15 protein-coding genes, 1 riboswitch and 1 other annotated feature are annotated in these 20,293 nt (G+C 33.0%); of the genes, 3 read left to right on the forward strand and 12 right to left on the reverse strand.

Annotation, left to right across the window (positions count from 1 at the left end):
• Positions 1-23: 23 nt before the first annotated feature.
• From carB to pepV, 5 genes are all read right to left on the reverse strand, one after another.
• Complete coding sequence (gene carB, locus BHU33_RS02420) at positions 24-3,197, reverse strand: carbamoyl-phosphate synthase large subunit (protein ID WP_056997589.1); 3,174 nt, start codon at positions 3,195-3,197, stop codon at positions 24-26.
• Positions 3,197-4,294, reverse strand: coding sequence for a carbamoyl phosphate synthase small subunit (locus tag BHU33_RS02425; RefSeq protein WP_054646098.1), 1,098 nt, complete (start codon positions 4,292-4,294; stop codon positions 3,197-3,199). The genes carB and BHU33_RS02425 overlap by 1 nt, the downstream gene beginning before the upstream one ends.
• 337 nt (positions 4,295-4,631) lie before the next feature.
• Entirely contained in the window at positions 4,632-5,786 is a 1,155-nt protein-coding gene (locus BHU33_RS02430; RefSeq protein ID WP_054646097.1) for an ArgE/DapE family deacylase, read from the reverse strand.
• Positions 5,787-5,799: 13 nt separating this feature from the next.
• Entirely contained in the window at positions 5,800-6,642 is an 843-nt protein-coding gene (locus BHU33_RS02435; protein WP_054646096.1) for a MetQ/NlpA family ABC transporter substrate-binding protein, read from the reverse strand.
• Positions 6,643-6,991: 349 nt separating this feature from the next.
• Entirely contained in the window at positions 6,992-8,401 is a 1,410-nt protein-coding gene (pepV, locus tag BHU33_RS02440; protein ID WP_054646095.1) for a dipeptidase PepV, read from the reverse strand.
• Positions 8,402-8,471: 70 nt separating this feature from the next.
• On the opposite strand from pepV, the gene BHU33_RS02445 reads away from it, so the two are divergent.
• On the forward strand, positions 8,472-9,302 hold the full coding sequence (locus BHU33_RS02445; protein WP_180993511.1) for an NAD(P)H-hydrate dehydratase: 831 nt from the start codon (positions 8,472-8,474) through the stop codon (positions 9,300-9,302).
• 43 nt (positions 9,303-9,345) lie between these two features.
• Here the strand turns inward: BHU33_RS02445 and BHU33_RS02450 are convergent, their stop codons facing one another.
• Together BHU33_RS02450 and leuS are read right to left on the reverse strand one after the other, a co-directional pair.
• Entirely contained in the window at positions 9,346-10,953 is a 1,608-nt protein-coding gene (locus BHU33_RS02450; RefSeq protein WP_054646357.1) for a putative polysaccharide biosynthesis protein, read from the reverse strand.
• A gap of 115 nt (positions 10,954-11,068) precedes the next feature.
• A complete protein-coding gene (gene leuS / locus BHU33_RS02455) occupies positions 11,069-13,489 on the reverse strand; it encodes a leucine--tRNA ligase (RefSeq protein WP_065866209.1) in 2,421 nt (806 codons plus the stop codon).
• Between the two features lie 54 nt (positions 13,490-13,543).
• Positions 13,544-13,747: a binding site (T-box leader), on the reverse strand.
• Positions 13,748-13,853: 106 nt separating this feature from the next.
• On the opposite strand from leuS, the gene BHU33_RS02460 reads away from it, so the two are divergent.
• On the forward strand, positions 13,854-14,414 hold the full coding sequence (locus BHU33_RS02460) for a tRNA (mnm(5)s(2)U34)-methyltransferase (RefSeq protein WP_054646962.1): 561 nt from the start codon (positions 13,854-13,856) through the stop codon (positions 14,412-14,414).
• On the opposite strand, the gene BHU33_RS02465 is transcribed toward BHU33_RS02460, so the two are convergent.
• Positions 14,411-15,877: an MDR family MFS transporter gene (locus tag BHU33_RS02465; RefSeq protein WP_056997526.1), complete on the reverse strand. Its 1,467-nt coding sequence runs from the start codon at positions 15,875-15,877 to the stop codon at positions 14,411-14,413. The two genes, BHU33_RS02460 and BHU33_RS02465, sit on opposite strands and share 4 nt — an antisense overlap.
• A 53-nt stretch (positions 15,878-15,930) precedes the next feature.
• A complete protein-coding gene (gene metK, locus BHU33_RS02470; RefSeq protein WP_054646961.1) occupies positions 15,931-17,118 on the reverse strand; it encodes a methionine adenosyltransferase in 1,188 nt (395 codons plus the stop codon).
• A riboswitch (SMK box riboswitch) is annotated at positions 17,116-17,199 on the reverse strand. It overlaps the preceding gene by 3 nt.
• A gap of 82 nt (positions 17,200-17,281) precedes the next feature.
• Here metK and BHU33_RS02475 point away from each other — a divergent pair.
• Complete coding sequence (locus BHU33_RS02475) at positions 17,282-17,974, forward strand: hypothetical protein (protein WP_054646960.1); 693 nt, start codon at positions 17,282-17,284, stop codon at positions 17,972-17,974.
• Positions 17,975-18,019: 45 nt separating this feature from the next.
• Here BHU33_RS02475 and BHU33_RS02480 read toward each other — a convergent pair whose 3' ends face one another.
• Genes BHU33_RS02480 through BHU33_RS02490 form a run of 3 tightly spaced genes read right to left on the reverse strand, consistent with a single transcriptional unit; the run spans position 18,020 to position 20,239 of the window.
• A complete protein-coding gene (locus BHU33_RS02480; protein WP_054646959.1) occupies positions 18,020-18,757 on the reverse strand; it encodes an amino acid ABC transporter ATP-binding protein in 738 nt (245 codons plus the stop codon).
• Entirely contained in the window at positions 18,757-19,452 is a 696-nt protein-coding gene (locus tag BHU33_RS02485; protein WP_054646958.1) for an amino acid ABC transporter permease, read from the reverse strand. The genes BHU33_RS02480 and BHU33_RS02485 overlap by 1 nt, the downstream gene beginning before the upstream one ends.
• Positions 19,453-19,465: 13 nt before the next feature.
• Positions 19,466-20,239, reverse strand: coding sequence for a transporter substrate-binding domain-containing protein (locus BHU33_RS02490; protein WP_054646957.1), 774 nt, complete (start codon positions 20,237-20,239; stop codon positions 19,466-19,468).
• Between the last annotated feature and the right edge of the window lie 54 nt (positions 20,240-20,293).

Genomic DNA, 20,293 nt, shown 5'->3' on the forward strand with positions numbered 1-20,293 from the left:
TGTTTATTTTAATTAAAATGATTTTATAAACTTTGTGTAGTAAAAGATTGTGACTCTAAAACTTGTAAGATTGCTTCCACTGTATCTAAAGCAGTAAATAAAGGAACTTCATGAGAAATTGACGCACTTCTAATTTTAGTTCCATCGTCAGCACTATCATGTTCACTTGAAATCGTGTTAACCACCATTTGAATTTTTTTATCCATCATTTGTTGTAATAAGTCATCTTTTTCACCTAACTTACCTACTGTAGTTACCGGGATAACTTCCTTTTTAAAGGCTTGCGCAGTTCCATCAGTTGCTAGAACTTGATATCCAATCTCCCAAAAACGTTTCGCCAATTTACTAGCTTCTGCTTTATCGTTATCCTTAACTGTAAATAATACACGTCCATGATTTGGAACATGCAATTTTGCAGCTTCAAAAGCTTTGTACAATGCTTTTGATAAAGTTATATCAGATCCCATCACTTCTCCAGTTGATTTCATTTCAGGACCTAACAAACTATCAACATCATTAAGTTTTGAAAATGAAAAAACAGGTGCTTTAACGTGAATTAATTTGCTTTCTTTAGCTAATCCTGTTTGATAACCTTGACTTTTTAATGATTGTCCTAGAATAACTCTAGTAGCAACTTGTGCCATTGGAATTCCAGTAACTTTACTCAAAAATGGAACTGTTCGACTAGCACGAGGGTTAACTTCAATCACATAAACTTGATTATTGTGTACTACAAATTGAATATTCATCAAGCCAACACAATTCAAATCTAATGCTAACTTTTTGGTATATTCAACAATTTGATCTTTCACCTGTTGTGAAAAAGTTTGAGCGGGATAAACAGCCATTGAATCACCAGAATGCACCCCAGCACGCTCAATATGTTCCATAATCCCCGGAATTAAAACATCTTTGCCATCGCAAATTGCATCAACTTCACATTCTTTTCCATTAAGATATTGGTCAATCAAAACTGGATGATCATTTGAAACTTTTACAGCATTTTTCATATAATTTTCCATTTCAGATTGTTTGTTAACAATCTCCATGGCACGACCACCTAAAACATAACTAGGACGGACTACGACGGGATAACCAATTTTATCAGCAATTTTCAATGCAGTTTCAACATCACTAGCAGTTCCACCAGTTGGTTGTGGTATTTTTAACGATTTAATAACTTTATCAAATTCATCCCGGTCTTCTGCTCGATTAACATCATCCACACTCGTACCTAAAACTTTTACTCCTTGCTCATCAAGCGGTTCTGCTAGGTTAATTGCAGTTTGTCCACCAAATTGAACTACCACTCCTTTAGGCTTTTCCAAATCAATGACATTCATTACTTCTTCAACTGTCAGTGGTTCAAAATATAACTTATCAGAAATTGAGGCATCCGTAGAAACCGTTTCTGGATTATTGTTCATAATAATGGCTTCATATCCAGCTTTTTTAATTGCCTCAACTGAATGAACCGTTGCGTAATCGAATTCTACCCCTTGTCCAATTCTAATTGGTCCTGATCCTAACACTAGAACAGAAGGTTTATCAGATTTTTCACTTTCATTCTCATTTTCGTAAGTACTGTAAAAATATGGAGTTGCTGATTCAAATTCTCCAGCACAGGTGTCAACCATTTTATATACTGGAATTATCCCGTGATTTTTACGAAGATCTCTGACTTCAATAATCGACATATCCCAAAACTTACCAATTGTCGCATCCGAAAAACCATTTCGTTTGACAATTTTCCAAATATCAACATCTTTAGGCGAATTCTTTAAAGATTGAACAATTTCATAAATATGCATTAATTTATCTAGAAAGAAAATATGAATGTTAGTCATTTCAGCCAGCTTATCAATGCTATAACCACGCTTAATTGCTTCATACAAATAAAATAGTCGATCATCTTGGGCTTTGACTATTCCATCTTCAAGCTCATCTTTACTTAAATCAGCAAGTTCAGGATCGTCTAAATCAGATATATCAATATCCAAAGATCGAACTGCTTTTAAAAGTGATCCCTCAACATTTCGGTCAATTGCCATCACTTCTCCAGTCGCTTTCATTTGTGTGCCTAATGTACGATCAGCATTTACAAATTTATCAAACGGCCAGCGTGGTATTTTACAAACTACATAATCTAATGCGGGTTCGAATTCTGCATAGGTAGTTTCAGTAACTGGATTCATAATCTCATCTAAATTTAGCCCAACTGCAATTTTAGCAGCAATTCGAGCAATTGGATATCCAGTTGCTTTAGAAGCAAGGGCACTAGAACGACTAACACGGGGATTAACTTCAATAACATAATATTTATTACTATTAGGATCTAAAGCAAGTTGTACATTACAACCACCTTCAATTTTTAAAGCACGAATAATTTTTAATGCTGCATCTCGAAGCATTTGAATCTCATCATCTGATAATGTTTGAATTGGTGCAAAAACAATTGAATCACCAGTATGAATACCAACTGGATCAAAATTCTCCATATTACATACTACCATGGCATTGTCGTTAGCATCTCGCATTACTTCAAACTCAATTTCTTTTAACCCCGCAATACTTTGTTCAATTAAGACTTGAGTAACTGGGGATAAAGATAAACCATTATCAGCAATTTTACGTAATTCCTTTTCATTATCAGCAATTCCTCCTCCAGTTCCCCCCATTGTAAATGCAGGTCTAACAATTACTGGATAACCATGTTTACTAGCAAAGGCAACTGCTTGATCAACAGTATTTGCAATCGCAGATTCAGGAACTGGTTGTTTTAAATCACGCATCAATTGACGAAATTCTTCTCGATCTTCAGCTTTATTAATAGCTTTTAAGTCGGTTCCTAATAATTTGATATTTAATTCATCTAAAATGCCTGAATCTGATAATTCTTTAGCCATATTTAGGCCTTGTTGTCCCCCTAAGGTAGGGAGAATTGCATCTGGACGTTCTTTTCTTAACACTTGAGATACAAATGGTAGTGTTAATGGTTCAATATAAACTTCATCCGCCACTTCTTTATCAGTCATGATGGTAGCTGGATTTGAGTTAACTAAAACAACTTCATAACCTAGCTCTCTTAAAGACAAACAAGCTTGAGTACCAGAATAATCAAATTCAGCTGCTTGACCAACAATAATGGGTCCAGAACCAATCACCATAATTTTTTTTACATCTGTCCGTTTTGGCATTATTCAATCACCTTTCGAGAATGTTTTGTTTTATTTTCATTCATTAATTTCATAAAATCATCAAACAAATAATCAGCGTCATGAGGACCGGGAGCTGCATCTGGATGAAATTGAACTGAAAATGCAGGCTTACCTGGATACTTTAGGCCTTCAACCGTATGATCATTAATTTCTTCCATACTTACTTCCAGCCTTGTAGATGCTACAGAATCACGGTTCACTGTATAACCATGATTTTGAGAAGTAAAATCAATTCGTCCAGTTTCAAGATTACGAACTGGATGATTAAACCCGCGGTGACCAAATTTCATTTTTGTGGTAGTTGCACCATTGGCGAGTGCAAATAATTGATGGCCCATACAAATTCCAAAAATGGGATATTCCTGTTCAACTTCGCGAATCATTTTCAATGTTGAATCTGAAATGTTCATTGGATCACCAGGACCATTTGTAAGCATTACTCCATCTGGATCAACCTCTTTTACATCTTGTAAAGTAGTAGTTGGGGGTAAAACTACGACATCACAATTTCGTTTTGATAATTCACGTAAAATAGAGTATTTTAATCCAAAATCAATTACAACAACGCGGTTGCCAACTGATGGAGCTGTATAAGCATTATTAGTTGCACTTTCTTTAATTACTTCTGGATCTAATTTTGTTTTATTCAATGTTTCTAAACTATCAGACTTAATTTCATTTAAAATAGCTGCTTTCATAGCCCCATGTTCGCGAATATGTTTTGTAATGGCACGAGTATCTATTCCACTAATTCCAGGAATATTTTGTTGAGCTAAATATTCTGGAAGTGACATTGTCATTCGCCAATTGGCGGTTCTGCGAGCAACTTCACTTACTACTACTCCTTTACAAGTAGGCTTGGTCGATTCTAAATTATCTCGGTTAATTCCATAATTACCAATGAGGGGATAAGTAAACATTAAGATCTCATTATTATATGATTGATCTGTGATTGATTGTTGATAGCCAGACATTCCAGTATTAAATACAAGTTCACCGATACATTCTTGGTCTCCACCAAAAGCTTCGCCAGTATATATTTTCCCATCTTCTAATAACAAATATCTTTTCTTCATTATTTACCCCTTTTTTATATTATAAAAATGATCTTAACCATCAAAATTATTTTTAAACAAAATAAAAGCTACTTACTAAAGTTTCTAGTAAGTAGCCAAATTGATTATGTGTTTATTAACTCAATTGGTTCCTCACTGGAAACGATTAATTGAAAATGTAAATTTTTAAATATGTTAATTAACAATAAAGTTCACATATTTTACATATTATAAAGCTTGTCAATCTCTCAGGATTGATTTAAAGTACGCTTTTGCTTAATCTATTCTTAATAATAAGGAAGCAAAGTAAAAATGTCAAGAATCATCAAATAAGTTTATAAAAATCCCAGAAAACTAGTTAATTTGTTTTAGAAAAATAATTCAAAATCAAGTTTTTATAAATTTCAATTGTACCTAAATAACTACTAATTGTAGTATGCTCGTTTATTTGATGGGATGATCCTTCTTTATCTGGACCTAGTAAAAGCACAGGCATTTGAGGATTAGTTTGTACAAATACACTAGCATCACTAGCTCCATTATCAACAATTAATTTAATATCTCGATTCTGATAAACAGCATTAGAAATAGCGAAAGCACTTTGAATAAAATTATCACTTTGAGAAGTATAAATTGAATAAAAATTGTGTAAAAGTTCAAATTTTAATTGATAATCTGTTTGCTTATTAATCTTAGCGATTTGTTGCTTCAATAATGCTATTACCTGTTTATTATTAAAACTAGGTGTTGGGCGCACATTTCCAAGTAAAGAAGCCTCTGCTGGAATAGTATTAATTTGATTGCCACCTTCAATGACCGTTATACTATGTTGAACATTACCTAAAACAGTATCTTTAGCAACATTATTAAATATATTTTTTTCAGTATTGATGAAGGTCACTAATCCCTGAATTGCATTTAAGCCTAATGCTGGTGTAGAACTGTGAACTGATTTACCACTACTTTTTATTCGATAATTCAAACTACCAGAATGTGCATAAGTAATATTTCCATCAGTTGCCTCACCAACTACCAAAGCATCTAAATCTTTAATTAACTCTTCTGGGATCTGATAAGCACCAGGTGCACCAAATTCTTCTCCAACTGTCATAATCATTCTGACTTTACCATCAGGCACTTGATTAGTTTCAACTAGTTCGATTAAGGAAATAATTTCAGCAGCTAAACCACTTTTCATATCAGCTGCCCCGCGTCCATATAAACGATTACCTTCAATTGTTCCAGAAAACGGTGGAAAATACCAATCATTCTCATTTACAACTGCTACAGTATCTGCATGCCCGGTAAATCCAAGAACTCGATTATTATTTTTACCAATTTCAACAATCAAATTAGCTCTTTGATCATTATCATTTAAAGGTATAATTTTACTTTTTATTCCATACTCTTGTAATAAATTGGAAAAATATTTAGCAATTGCAAGTTCATTACCATTAATAGATTTAATTCGAACTAAATCTTGTAAAATTTTTATCTTTTTAGTTTTTTCCAAAATATTTCCTCCTCTATTTAAGTTTCAAGTCCCAAGCTGGAAGCTGATTTACCCCTGATACTCGTTTGATTACTTTGGCGGTTTCAGGTGATTGATATGCTTTTACCAACTCTTTGACATTCTTGTCATTACGATTTTCTTTATTTGCTGCAATAAAATTAATCCATTTATGAGAGTCCTTTTTTAAAGGTTCGGTAAAAATTGCTTTTTTAGGATTCAAATTAACAGTTTGAGCGTAATTACCGTTGACAATTGCTGCTCCTACGTCATTTAACGATCGTGCAGTTTGACTAGCATCAACTTCTTTAATCTTTAAATTTTTATCATTTTTAATAATATCTTTAGTGGTTGCTAAACTTGTATGTGGTTTAATTTTAATCAACCCAGCACTTTGTAATAAAAATAAAGCTCGTGACTCATTATTAGCATCGTTAGGAACCGTAATGGTTGCTCCATTAGGAATTTTAGCAATGCTTTGATTTTTATAGGAATAAATTCTCATTGGTTCAATGATTGTATCACCAACTGAAACAATGTTAGTATGATTTTTTTGATTCCAGATATCTAGGAAAGGATAATTTTGAAATGCATTTACATCAATATTATTACTAGATAATGCAGCATTTGGCTGACTATAGTCAGTAAATCTTTGAAATTTAACTCGAAGGCCATATCTTTTTTTAGCAGTTTGAGCAACTGAGTCCCAAATTTCTTGTTCTGATTTTGATCCAGCCATAATTCCGACTGTAATCGTATTTTTATTTTGAGCTGCTTGTTTGCCAAAGCTTAAATAACCTAAAAAAATTAAAATAACTAATAATCCAATTCCAATTACATATTTCTTTTTAATCCTCATAATTTTACCTGCTTTCGTTCTATAAAAAAACACCCGCCCTTTATAAAAGGACGGATGTTTCCGCGTTACCACCTAAATTCATTAATTTATCACTAAATTAATCTCAGTAAGTTACACAAATAAATATATAACCTTGCAGTAGTAACGGCTACAAATCCGTTATTAGCTCAATCTTCACTAATAAAAACTCCAAGCCCATCTTCTAAATCTTCCAGCCATCTCTTTTCACCATATTGAGACTCTCTAAGACATTCCAATTTATACTCAACTTTTCCGTTTATTTTATTTAACTGTTTATTTCTTATTTGAAATTAATATATAACTATTTAAAAAAGCTGTCAACAAAAATTTATTTTGTTAATTCAAAAATAGATTGACCATAGATCGACATTGCCAATAATAAATCATTAATTGATTGAAACTCATTAGCCTGATGCATAGTATCTTCTGCTCCAGGAAATAATGCTCCAAATGCAACTCCATGCTTCATCATTCTTGCATATGTTCCTCCACCAACAACTTCTGGTTCGGCTGCTTGTTGATCAGTTTGTGATTTATAAATGTTCATTAATGTTGTAACTAAGGGATCTGTTGGACTAACAAAATTGGGAACCATATCATCAATTAATTCAACCCTGCCACCATAATAAGCAGTATTATCTTGTAACTGTTGCTGGATTTTTTCGACTGTAACACCTTTAGGATATCTAAAATTAGTATTTACCATTCCACCATCTTGAACATCATATCTCATAATACCAACATTCATAGTTAAATCACCCATAATATCATCAGTATATTTTAACCCAAGTTTATTTGCTCTAGAATCATCTTGCAACTTATCAGCAATGAAACCAATAAAATTTTCTCCACTTTCATCTAATTCATATTGATGCAAAAATGATGCAAGATAAGTTCCGGCATTAATTCCATTTTTAGGTTCCATCCCATGAGCAGCTTTACCAACCATTTCTAACTTAAGTTGTTGACCATTAATTTCGTAAGTTCCAGTTACTGGGACGCTTAACAGAAATTTTTCAAAATCAGAAGCAATTTGTTTGCCGTTTTTAGTATCAATAATTGCCTCAGCATCACGAGGTACCATGTTTTCTTTGATACCAGAATTAAATGATATTAAAGTGTTTTTCCCGGGTAGCTCTTGACCCTTAAATTCAGTTTCAAAAGTTACATTCCCTTTTTCACCATTTATCAAAGGAAATTCAGCATCTGGTGAAAATCCAAGTTCAGGCGCTGGCTCTACTTCAAAATAACGTTTCATACCGGTCCAATTGGTTTCTTCATCAGTTCCAATGATTAATCTAATTTTCAAATTAGGAACGATATTATTGTCTTTTAACATTTTTAACCCATAATAAGCGGCCAATGCTGGACCTTTATCATCAGAAGTCCCTCTGCCAACTACATTTCCATCTTCAATGGTCATTTGAAATGGATTAGTATCCCAACCTTTTCCAGCAGGAACTGTATCTGCATGACCTAACATTGCAAAATATTTATCACCAGTCCCAAATTCAATATAACCCACAATATTATCAATATTTTTAGTTACAAAACCATCTCTTTTAGCAATTGCCAAAAACTTTTCTAAAGCTTTAGCAGGCCCTGGACCTAAAGGAAAATCGTCAGTGCTATGTTCAATATCTCTAGAACTGTCAATTGCTACTAAATCTTTTAAATCTGCTAAATAATCTTTTTCATATTTTTTTGCTTCATTTTTCCAATCAATCATTAATCTCATCCTTTCAATACATCAATTTTAGCATAAATGAATTTCAGAGCATGATATAATGACCTCGAGGTGACGAATAATGAAAGAAATCGAACAATCAATTTTAAAAGAAACAATTAAGGTCAGATCAAATAATAGTTTTAAAGGAACATATGGAAAAATTGCTCTAGTTGGCGGAAACCAAAACTTTGGCGGTGCAATCATCATGAGCTCATTAGGTTCAGTATATTCAGGTGCTGGATTAACAACTACACTAACTGACAAAAATAATCAATCAAGTTTGCATTCCTGGCTTCCGGAAGCCATGTTTGCTGATTATAAAAATACTACTGAAATGATTAAATTGCTTGAGAACATGGATGTAATTACAATTGGTACCGGATTAGGAACAGATGAAAATGGTTTGACGATTCTAAAAACAGTTCTTAAAACTGTGAAACCAAATCAAATTTTAATTATTGATGGTTCTGCAATTGATTTAATTGCAAAATATCAGCTACAACTTCCAAAAGCAAAATTAATTTTCACACCACATCAAATGGAATGGCAACGTTTATCTGGTATTAAAATTAAAGATCAAACAGAAAAAAATAATTTGATTGCCTATAAAAAATTATTTAAAAATTCAATTGTAATAGTCAAATCTCATCGAACTCAAATTTATACTAAAAATGGGGTATATCAAAATACTACTGGTACCCCTGCCCAAGCAACTGGTGGAATGGGAGATACATTAGCAGGAATCATTGGTGGATTCGTTGCACAATTTAAAGATACAGAAAATGCAGTTTTAGCGGCTGTTTATACTCATAGTGCAATTGCTGATATTTTAGCAAAAAAACAATATGTTGTATTACCACATCAGATTTCAGAATTTTTACCCAAATTTATGAAAGATAATGAAGCTTAAAAAGAGTTGAAACCAATTGGTTTCAACTCTTTTTATTATAACTTTAACTAATATGCAATAAATCTCTAATTTTTTGTACTCGTTTACCTAAAACTTCATCGGCTATTCGACTTCTTAGTGATAAATACATATAAACAAAACCACCTATTGAAGCGGCAAGTACAGTTACAATCAAGCTCATGATTGAACTAAATGGATTAACAATGAAACCAAGTAAGAAATTCAGCCCGTAAACCGCGACTAATGCTACAAAATACATAACTAGTGAATAAAATAAAATCTTAGCCGTAAAATTACCAATTTTCTCTTCTTCAATTCCAAAAGATTTTTTTAAAGAATGAATGATTAATTCGTTGGCAACAATGAATCCAGCCATAGTTGAAATTAAAGTTCCAAATGAACCAAAAGCATAAACCAATGGAAATTGAGTAATTAATTTAACAATAACACCAATCACAAAATACTTAACTGCTTTTTTATTTTGGGAAACACCTTGCATAACAGCTGAAACAACTACAAATAGTCCAATTGGAATTGATTCAATGGCAGAAAATGCCAATATATTACTACTGAAATCCATGTTTGATGTTCCATAAAAAGTACGGTTTAAAGGACCAGCAATGGCGGCCATTCCTAAAGCAGCCGGAATCATAATAAATTCAAATAATATTAGTGTATTTGAAAATTGATCACGCATCCCTTTTTTATTTTTCTTAGTATATGCTTCTGAAAGTAAAGGAACAACTGCAATCGCTAAAGAAGAAGCCAAGGAAACTACAATCATAGTCAATTTGTTAGCGTTCCCAGCAAAGATTGCATAATTAACTTGTAATGTACTTTCAGAAAAATTAGTAGCTATTCGCATAATATTAAAAAAAGTAAACTGGTCAATTAAGGAAAAAATAGTTACTCCAGCACCTAAAATTACAAATGGAGTCGCTTGACTAATAATCTCTTTATACAATTGGTTAGTTGGCACATTTAATTTATTATTACTATTTGCAACTAAGCCACGATAGTATGAACGACGTCGCCAATAATACCAACCTAAAATTAAGAAACCAAAAATTGCTCCCACACAAGCAGCAAACGTTGATTGAGAAACTGCAGTAACCCAATTACCATGCATAATATCCAAAATCACAAATGCCGAGACAAACATATATACAACTCGTGCTAGTTGTTCAACAAATTGTGAAATGGCTGAAGGTGACATATCTTGATAGCCTTGAAAATAACCTCTCGTTAAACTCATCGTCGGAATAATCAAAACGGCTAATGACAATGAATGAATCACAGGAATAACATTATCATCACCATTAGTTAAAAATGGAGCTGCAAACCAAAGGATCAAAGCACTAAGAATTCCCATTGCGATTGCTAGAACTAAACCACGTTTATATAATTTGACCCCAACTCCATATTCATTTAGCGCATTATAATGAGCAACTTGTTTAGCAATGGCGGATGGAATACCTGCAATTGCAACAATTAGAACGAAACTATAAATATTATATCCTTGAGTATAAAGCGAATTAGCTATCGGAAATAATGATACTCCGAAAATCAAACGCCAAGGAATAATGTATAAAGCGCCAAGAATCCGAGATAAAATACTTCCAACCGTCATCCAGGCAGAACCTTTTAGCATTTGGCCCTTAGCTCTTTCAGAATCTGCAAACTCGGTTTCTTCTTCAATTTCATTATCTTCAAAATTGTTATCCAAAAATCTAACCTACTTTCACCTCAAAATTCATAAAACATATCTACTTAGCAACAATATTAACCAATTTATTTGGAACTACAATTACTTTTTTAACTGTCTTATCTTGCAAATTATCTTTTACAGTTTCATTTTCAAGTGCCAGAGTCTGAACATCTTCTTTTGATGCATCAACACCAACCGTTAAATGAGCCCGCACTTTACCGTTAACTTGAACTGCTACTTCAAAACTAGTGTCTTGTAGTTTGTTTTCATCATACTTAGGCCATTCAGTATAATCAATTGGATGTTCATGTCCTAATTTTTGCCAAATCTCTTCTCCAATATGAGGGGTAATTGGTGACAATAGTTTAATAAATCCTTCAGCATACTTTTTAGGTAGTTTTTGAACTTTATAAACTTCATTAACAAATACCATCATTTGAGAAATAGCCGTATTAAACCGCATATTTTCAATATCATTAGTAACTTTTTTTACGGTTTGGTTATAAATTTTATCAAGTGCCCCATCATTATCTGCAACAATCAGATCACTCAAAGTATCATCATCATTTAAAAACATCCGCCAAACACGTTTAATCCAACGATTAGCTCCAACAATTCCATCAGTACTCCATGGTTTTGACTCAGTCAATGGACCCATAAACATCTCATACAGACGAAGTGTATCAGCACCATATTCATTAACAATATCATCAGGATTAACTACATTCCCTTTTGATTTTGACATTTTTTCATGGTTAGTACCTAAAATCATTCCTTGATTAACTAATTGCTTAAATGGTTCTTTTGTGGGAACCACGCCCAGATCATATAAGAATTTATGCCAGAAACGTGCGTAAAGCAGATGCAAAACAGCATGCTCGGCTCCACCAACATACAAATCAATTGGAAGCCAATAGTCTAATTTTTTAGGATCAGCAATCATTTTATCATTATCTGGGTCAATGTAACGCAAATAATACCAAGAACTACCTGCCCATTGAGGCATCGTATTGGTTTCTCTTTTTCCGTGACGTCCATTTTTATCGGTTACATTTACCCAATCATCCAAATTAGCCAATGGACTCTCACCAGTTCCAGAGGGCTTTAAATTATCAGTTTTAGGTAATCTAAGTGGTAGATCTTTTTCTGGAACTAATGATTTAGTTCCATCATCCCAGTTAATAACAGGAATTGGTTCTCCCCAATAACGTTGGCGAGAAAAAATCCAATCTCGCAATTTATAATTAACTTTTTTATCGCCCGCATGATGATTTTGAAGCCATTTAATAATGGTATCAATTGCGTCTTGTTTACCAAGTCCATCAAGAAACCCAGAATTAATATGAACACCATCGCCAGTATATGCTTCTTTGCTAATATCCCCACCCTTAATTACAGGAATAATTGGCAAATCAAATTTTTTAGCAAATTCATAATCTCGTTGGTCATGGGCTGGAACTGCCATAATCGCACCTGTTCCATAAGAAGAAAGAACGTAATCACCAATCCAAATTGGAATTTGTTTGCCATTTACTGGGTTAATTGCATAAGCACCTGTGAAAACTCCAGATTTATCTTTGTTTAAATCTGTTCTTTCCAAATCTGATTTAGAAGCAATCTTAGCACGATATTTTTCAACCGCTTCTTTTTGTTCTTCGGTCATAATTTGATCAACAATTGGATTTTCAGGAGCCAGTACCAAGTATGAAGCACCAAATAAAGTATCTGCTCTAGTTGAGAAAACCTCAATCTCTTGATTATCATTTTCAGCAACCTTAAATTTAACACTTGCGCCGACTGAGCGCCCAATCCAATTACGTTGCATCTGTTTAATACTTTCAGGCCAATCCAAATCGTCCAAATCATCTAACAAACGATCAGCATATGCAGTGATTTTTAGAACCCACTGTTTCATAGGTTTCCGATAAACAGGGTAACCTCCCCGTTCTGTTTTACCATTCACAACTTCTTCGTTAGCGACAACTGTTCCACCCATCAAGTCAGGAGCCCAGTTTACCTCAATCTCGTCTTCGTAAGCCAAACCTTTCTTATATAACTGCTCAAAAATCCACTGGGTCCATTTATAGTATTTAGGATCTGTGGTATTTACTTCACGGTCCCAATCGTATGAGAAACCAAGTGATTTGATTTGACGTTTGAAATTAGCAATATTTTCTTGTGTAAATTCTCTAGGATTGTGACCAGTTTTCATGGCATATTGTTCAGCCGGAAGCCCAAAGGCATCCCATCCAATTGGGTGAAGTACGTTTTTATTTTGCATCCGTTTAAACCGAGCCATAATATCAGTTGCTGTATATCCTTCAGGATGTCCAACGTGTAACCCTTGACCAGAAGGATAAGGGAACATATCTAATACATAATACTTTTCTTTTTCTTGTTTATCACTAGTTCGAAAAGTCTTGTTTTCTTCCCAATATTTTTGCCATTTTTGTTCTACTTTTTCATGATTATAAGCCATAACTTTCCACCCCTTAACGTAATCAATAAAAAAATCCCATAAAATTACATAATTCTATAGGACGAAGTTCCGCGGTACCACCTAAATTTCTCTTTAATAAAGAGACTCTCAATGATCCTTAACGCGGAAAACGTTTAACATACTAAATTCTGTTAAAATTCAACGAGAAGTTCAAAATCATCTGTTTCCAAGTTTACACCAGCCACTTAGTCTCTGTTAAACAGTGTAATATCTACTAATTCGTCTCTACAATTTATATATTTCATTAGAAGTAACTTTATCAAACTTTTGAAAAAATAACAAGCGCTTTTACTGGTATAATAGCTTTGTTAAATAATGTGGTTATTATGAAAGGTAGTTCGCTATGAAATTAAAATCAGCATTAAATTTTAGTCATTTTTTATTAGAAGAAATCATCCAGCCAAATGATACCGTGATTGATGCAACCGCAGGCAAAGGAAATGATACTTTATTTCTTGCTAATTTAGTTGGTAAAAAAGGACATGTTTATAGTTTTGATATCCAAAATGATGCAGTTAAAACAACACAAAATTTAATTAACAAAAATAATTGCGGTTTGCAAACCAATGTAATTCATGATGGTCATGAAAATATTGAAAAATATGTTGCTAAACCCATTGCAGCAGCCATTTTCAATCTTGGTTATCTTCCAACTGGAGACCATTCGGTTATTACTAAAGGTCAAACTACCATTGCTGCCATTCAAAGTAGTATGAAACTACTACAAAAAAATGGTTTGATTGTAATTGTAATATACTATGGACATCCTGGTGGAAAACAAGAAAAAGAACAGGTGATTGATTTTGTGAAAAACATTAATCAATCCGAATACAATGTTTTACAATATCAATTCATTAATCAAATTCATGAGCCCCCAATTTTACTGGCTATTCAAAAACGCTAAAGTTTATCTTTGGGCTTATCAAAATAATTGACTACAAATGCTGCAATAACAAGTAACAATGCTACTTCAAAAACATGGTGAATTGCAGTATACAAAATGTTTCTAAGAACTGGTAATAAATGTTTATTGATTCCAACAGCAGTTTGGGGATTAATTAACTGATCCATTAATCTCATGCTAGTTCCATGGTGTTTTGAAACTCCACCTGCCATTGTGCTATTCATCACGATTCCAAAAACTGAAATCATTAAAGTTTGACCTAAAGTTCGACTTAGGGTGTTAAACGATGAAGCAACTCCAATCCGATCTTTTGAAACTTCATTTTGGACTGTAACTGAAGATACTGTAATACAAATCCCAAACCCAATTCCCATAATTCCTGAAATAATAAAGAAAGCAAAAAACGGTGTTGAAATTGGTAGGATTGTTAATATAACAGCACCAATTGCAATCAAAATCAAACTAGCATTAGTAATTGTTTGAGGTCGATATTTAACAATTAATTTACCAGTCAAAAATGAGCCTAACATCCATAAAACTGAACTAGGGGTAATAGCAAAGCCAGCCATTGTAGCTTTCAAGCCTAAAATTCCTTGAGTCCAATCAGGTAGATAAACTTCATATCCAAAAATGAAACCACTAATTAAAGCAGCAATTAAATTCTGTGTTATAAAAGTTCGATTTTTAAACATATCCATTGGAATAATGGGATCGTTTGTTTTTTGTTCTTGTTTAACAAACAAAATTCCAGTTATAATTGCCGTGATTAAACACAAACTAATTAACCATAAATTAAGTGAACTCTCACCCATGATCTGAAACATATACATTACAGATAATAAAAAAATAGCAATTAAGATTACACCGCCATAGTCAATTTTTCCAGTGCGTTTTTGTTTAGGCTCAACCAAAAAAACACTAATCAAAAAAATGGTCAATAATCCAATTGGAACATTTACAAAGAAAATCCAGTGCCAGGAAAGGTTGTCTACAATAAATCCTCCCAATAATGGAGCAACGATTGAAGCAATCCCCCAAGCTGATCCTAACAAACCAACTATTCCTGCTCGTTTTTCAAATGAATACATATCAGCGACAATTGTAAAAGAAACGGGCATAATCACTCCTGCTCCTATCCCCTGTACAGCTCGCCAAATAATTAGAATTCCCATACTATCGGATAATCCAGAAAACATAGAACCAATGGTAAATACCAAAACACCAAAAATAAACACTTTTTTTCGACCTAATTGGTCTGCCAATTTACCATAAATTGGAGTAGCAATTGCATTCGTTAACAAAAAAATGGAAAATACCCAATTCATTAAAGAAACTCCATGAAGATCACCAACAATAGTTGGCATAGCCGTTGAAACAATTGTTCCTTCTACTGCACTCATAAAAGTGGCAATAAATAAGGCAAATGTCACAACCTGCACGTTTGTTTTCCTTTTTTTCGTCATTCAATTATCCCCTAACCATTCAGACTAAAAAAGCGACCTAATAAGGTCGTCTTTTATTTAACATTTTCCTTTAATGTCTCAACTTTGTCTGTTTTTTCCCAAGGTAGATTAACATCCGTTCTTCCAAAATGGCCATATGTTGAAGTTTGTTCATATATTGGTCGTTTTAAGTCAAGCATTTTAATAATTCCAGCTGGACGTAGATCAAAAGTCTTTCTAATTACTTTAATTAAAGTCTCATCGGAATATTTTGATGTTCCAAACGTATTTACTTCAATTGATACCGGTTCGGCAACCCCAATTGCATATGCCAATTGGATTTCAAGTCGATGCGCTAATCCTGCAGCTACGATATTCTTAGCAATATAGCGAGCAGCATAACTTGCAGAACGATCAACCTTAGTAGCATCTTTACCAGAAAATGCTCCTCCACCATGATGGGCAGCACCGCCATATGTATCAACAATAATTTTACGTCCGGTCAATCCAGCGTCACCATTAGGACCGCCAATAACAAATTTTCCAGTTGGATTAATCAAATATTTAGTCTTATCATCTAAATACTTATCCGGAATAGTTGTCTTAATAACCTTTTCAATCACATCTTGCTTAATTTGTTCCTGCGAAACGTCTGGATCATGCTGCGTACTCAATACAACTGTATCTACTCGCAATGGTTTATTATTTTCATCATATTCTACGGTAACTTCAGCTTTAGCATCGGGTCTAAGGTATGAAATAGTTCCATCTTTGCGCAGGTTAGCAATTTTTTGCATCAAATGATGTGCTAAAGAAATTGGCAATGGCATTAGTTCAGGTGTTTCATCAATTGCATAACCAAACATAATTCCCTGATCACCGGCTCCGATTTGATCTAATGGATCATTTGCACCACTTCTGGTTTCTTCTGATTCATCAACTCCTTGAGCAATATCTGGAGATTGTTCATCGATTGAAACCAAGACAGCGACGTTGTCAGCGTCAAAACCATAGGCAGGATTATCATATCCTACTTTTCTAATCACATTACGAACAATTTCTCTAATATTAATATCAGCCGTGGTTGAAATTTCTCCAAAAACTAGTACTAAACCAGTCGTTACTGAAGTTTCACAAGCAACTCTTGCATTTGGATCTTCCTTTAACATCGCATCTAAAATTGCGTCACTAATATGGTCAGCAATCTTATCAGGATGTCCTTCTGAAACTGATTCAGAAGTAAATAAATGTTTTTCAGACATCTTCATTCCCCCTAATATTTTTGGTTACAAGGCACCTTCACAAAGTATGTGAAGCCTATCGGGAACACACTCATAACTACTCTATACTATCATATTTAACAAAAAATAAATAGTTGAATAACTACGTAAAATATTCTAATATTAAAATAATTGAGGTAAAAATATGAAAAGTTATTTAGTTTATTTTCAAAAGTTCCAATTAATAATTAAAGCAATTTTCTTCATCTTTTTCAATATTTATATTTGGAATATCGCTGCCAATAATAATTTATTTCAGCTTAATTCTTTTAAATCTATTTTAATGTTAATTTGTGAAATATGTTGGTCAATATCATCAATTTGTATTATGAAAGAATTAAATCCAATCGCTTTAATTAGTGTAAATATAATTCCGATTTTTTTAGCAATAATTGGCTGGTTTCCTATAACATTAATTGGTTCTTTCGTTTTAATTGGAATTGTAAACATTTGTCTCATGATGCCAAAAATGAATTTAAAAAGTTATTATGGGTTATTTTGTTTTTCAATTGTTAATTCTGTAATTCCGACTTCAGCGATTAATTTTTTAAACCATCAATATTTAGATCAAAACGTTGTTTTAAATGTGGGTATTTTATGTACGCTTTATTTTTTATTTTTTAACTTATCTTTTCATCCTGAATTGGCAAATTTAATTAACATATTCTTTATTATTATGTTTGCTGGATTAGTTTTAGCTAATTTCCCATTGATTAAAGATATTTTATTAATTGCATTAGTTCTAATATCATATGGAGCACAAATATTTTTACGACAAGAAAAACCACTTTACTGCTTGATTTCGTTTATAGTAATTTCACTTATTGCTTTTGGTTAGAAATAAGTGAACTAAAAAAACTACCTAATTAGGTAGTTTTTTTAGTTAGTTTAATGAAATACCATGCAAAAACTCTTTAACCCTAGGGGAAGAAGTACTAAAAAACTCATCTTTAGTACCATCAAAATCTGCTTTACCATTTTCAATAAATAAAATTTTATCAGCGGCATTTTTAGCAAATTGCATATTATGAGTAACCATAATCATTGATTGTCCTTGATCAGATAAACGTTCCAGCATTTCCAGGACTTGCGTTTCCATTTCTGGATCAAGAGCACTAGTTGGTTCATCAAGTAAAATATACTCTGGCTTAACTGCCAAAGCACGACAAATTGAAATTCTTTGTTGTTGTCCACCGGACAACTCACTCGGATAAGCATCTGCATATTCATCTAGACCAACTTCTGTTAACAATTCATGAGCTTGCTTATTAGCAGTTGTTTTATTAACTTTTTGAACATAAATTGGAGCTTCAGTAATATTTTGTAAAATAGTCAGATTGGGAAATAAATTCCAATTTTGAAATACCATACTGGTCTTATCGCGCAAGGCATTGGCAGTTTTATTAGTAAAAGGTTCAGAAAAATTAATTTTCAAATCATCAAATTCAATTATTCCAAAATCAGGTTTAACCAGTAAATCCAAAGAACGTAATAAGGTTGTTTTACCTGATCCAGAAGGACCAACAATCACAGTTGTCTTTTTTTCTGGAAAAATAGTGCTAATTCCTTTTAAGACTTCTTTTTTACCAAAGCTTTTTTTAATATCTTTAATTTTTAACATTAATTTCCGTCCCCTTTAATAAACTTTGAAGAACGATTTTCAAGATAATGCTGTAGCACACTCAATATTGTACATAAGAAAGCATATAATGCTGCTACTTCTACATACATCAATAACGGTTGAAAATTTTGAGCAGCAATCTGTTGACTTACCTGAAACATTTCTGCAATCGTAATTGTACTTGCCAATGAAGTGTCTTTAACCAATCCGATAAATTCATTAGACAAAGGTGGTAAAACAATTCGAAAGGCTTGGGGCATAATAATTCGCCATAAGGTTTGTGGTGTACTAAAACCTAGTGTATAAGCAGCATCCCACTGATCTTTACTCACAGACATTAAGGCTGAACGAATTGTTTCTGATCCATAAGCACCAGTATTTAATGAAAATCCAATTACCGCAGCTGTAAAAGGTGGTAATTTAATTCCAATTGATGGAAGTCCAAAAAAGATTATAAATAACTGAACTAACAATGGAGTAGAACGAAAAATCCATACATAAAAGTTAGCTACTAATCGCAATAACTTCCAAAAAATTGAGAGTAACCCATTAATTTTAGGATTTAAAAATTTAATTAATGCTACTCCAATTGCAATAATCATCCCAAATGCAAAAGAAATCAATGCCAGTGGAATAGTATATTTAAGCATTGCTTCAATCAAACTAGGTAATGATGAAATGATGATTTCCCACATATCAATTCAGCTCCTATTTGTTTGTAATATCGGTTCCAAAATACTTGATAGATAAACGCTTAATCGTACCATCACGACGTTCTTCATCAAGAGCTTTGTTCATCTTTTTGTTCAAAGCACTTGAGTTTTTATTCATCATTGGTGCAATAGCATCTGGTTTAATCACGTTGTTAGGAATAGTTTTATAAGTTAAATCGGTATCTTTATGACTCTTCTTCCAATATTCAAAAGCTTCACGAGAATTAACTGCAGCACTAACTCGTCCTTGATTAATCATATTCATTGAAGTTTGAAAATCAGGAGAAGAAACAGGAGTACTTCCCATTTTTTTAGCGTTATTCCAATTATCTGTTCCTGTTCCAGCAGCAACTTCTTGGCCTTTTAAATCTTTATAATTTTTTATTTTTGAATCTTTTTTGGTAATAATCACAGATTTAGAATAAACATACGGCTTTGAAAATCTAAATTGTTTTTTACGTTTTGAATTTTCTGCCATATTATTGAAAATAACATCATAACTATTTGAATTTAATCCAGCAATTAACGAATCCCAGCCAGTTGTTACAAACTTAGGCTTCATTCCCATTTTCTTAGCAGTATCTTTAGCTAATTCAACTTCAAAACCAGTTAGCTTACCGTCTTTTCGATAAGCGTATGGTGCATATGTTCCTTCAAGACCAATCGTCAAAGTCCCTGGAGTTTTTGTTTCACTCTGCGACTTACCACAGGCAGCTAAGACAATCGTTGCTAACCCCAATATTAATAATAACGACCATTTTTTCTTCACAATTGCATCTCCCAATTCACTTATTTTTTGTACGTATTATCATTATAACTAAAC

The sequence above is a fragment of the Fructilactobacillus lindneri DSM 20690 = JCM 11027 genome (assembly GCF_002907375.1).
In the GTDB taxonomy this organism is placed as follows: domain Bacteria; phylum Bacillota; class Bacilli; order Lactobacillales; family Lactobacillaceae; genus Fructilactobacillus; species Fructilactobacillus lindneri.

Bases quoted from the DNA above. Each gene is read 5' to 3' on its own strand.
- BHU33_RS02425 (WP_054646098.1), bottom strand. From the start codon at position 4,294: ATGAAGAAAAGATATTTGTTATTAGAAGATGGGAAAATATATACTGGC.
- metK (WP_054646961.1), bottom strand. From the start codon at position 17,118: ATGTCTGAAAAACATTTATTTACTTCTGAATCAGTTTCAGAAGGACAT.
- BHU33_RS02465 (WP_056997526.1), bottom strand. From the start codon at position 15,877: ATGACGAAAAAAAGGAAAACAAACGTGCAGGTTGTGACATTTGCCTTA.
- BHU33_RS02445 (WP_180993511.1), top strand. From the start codon at position 8,472: ATGAAAGAAATCGAACAATCAATTTTAAAAGAAACAATTAAGGTCAGA.
- BHU33_RS02475 (WP_054646960.1), top strand. From the start codon at position 17,282: ATGAAAAGTTATTTAGTTTATTTTCAAAAGTTCCAATTAATAATTAAA.
- BHU33_RS02435 (WP_054646096.1), bottom strand. From the start codon at position 6,642: ATGAGGATTAAAAAGAAATATGTAATTGGAATTGGATTATTAGTTATT.
- BHU33_RS02480 (WP_054646959.1), bottom strand. From the start codon at position 18,757: ATGTTAAAAATTAAAGATATTAAAAAAAGCTTTGGTAAAAAAGAAGTC.
- carB (WP_056997589.1), bottom strand. From the start codon at position 3,197: ATGCCAAAACGGACAGATGTAAAAAAAATTATGGTGATTGGTTCTGGA.
- BHU33_RS02460 (WP_054646962.1), top strand. From the start codon at position 13,854: ATGAAATTAAAATCAGCATTAAATTTTAGTCATTTTTTATTAGAAGAA.
- BHU33_RS02450 (WP_054646357.1), bottom strand. From the start codon at position 10,953: ATGCTAAAAGGTTCTGCCTGGATGACGGTTGGAAGTATTTTATCTCGG.
- leuS (WP_065866209.1), bottom strand. From the start codon at position 13,489: ATGGCTTATAATCATGAAAAAGTAGAACAAAAATGGCAAAAATATTGG.
- BHU33_RS02485 (WP_054646958.1), bottom strand. From the start codon at position 19,452: ATGTGGGAAATCATCATTTCATCATTACCTAGTTTGATTGAAGCAATG.
- pepV (WP_054646095.1), bottom strand. From the start codon at position 8,401: ATGAGATTAATGATTGATTGGAAAAATGAAGCAAAAAAATATGAAAAA.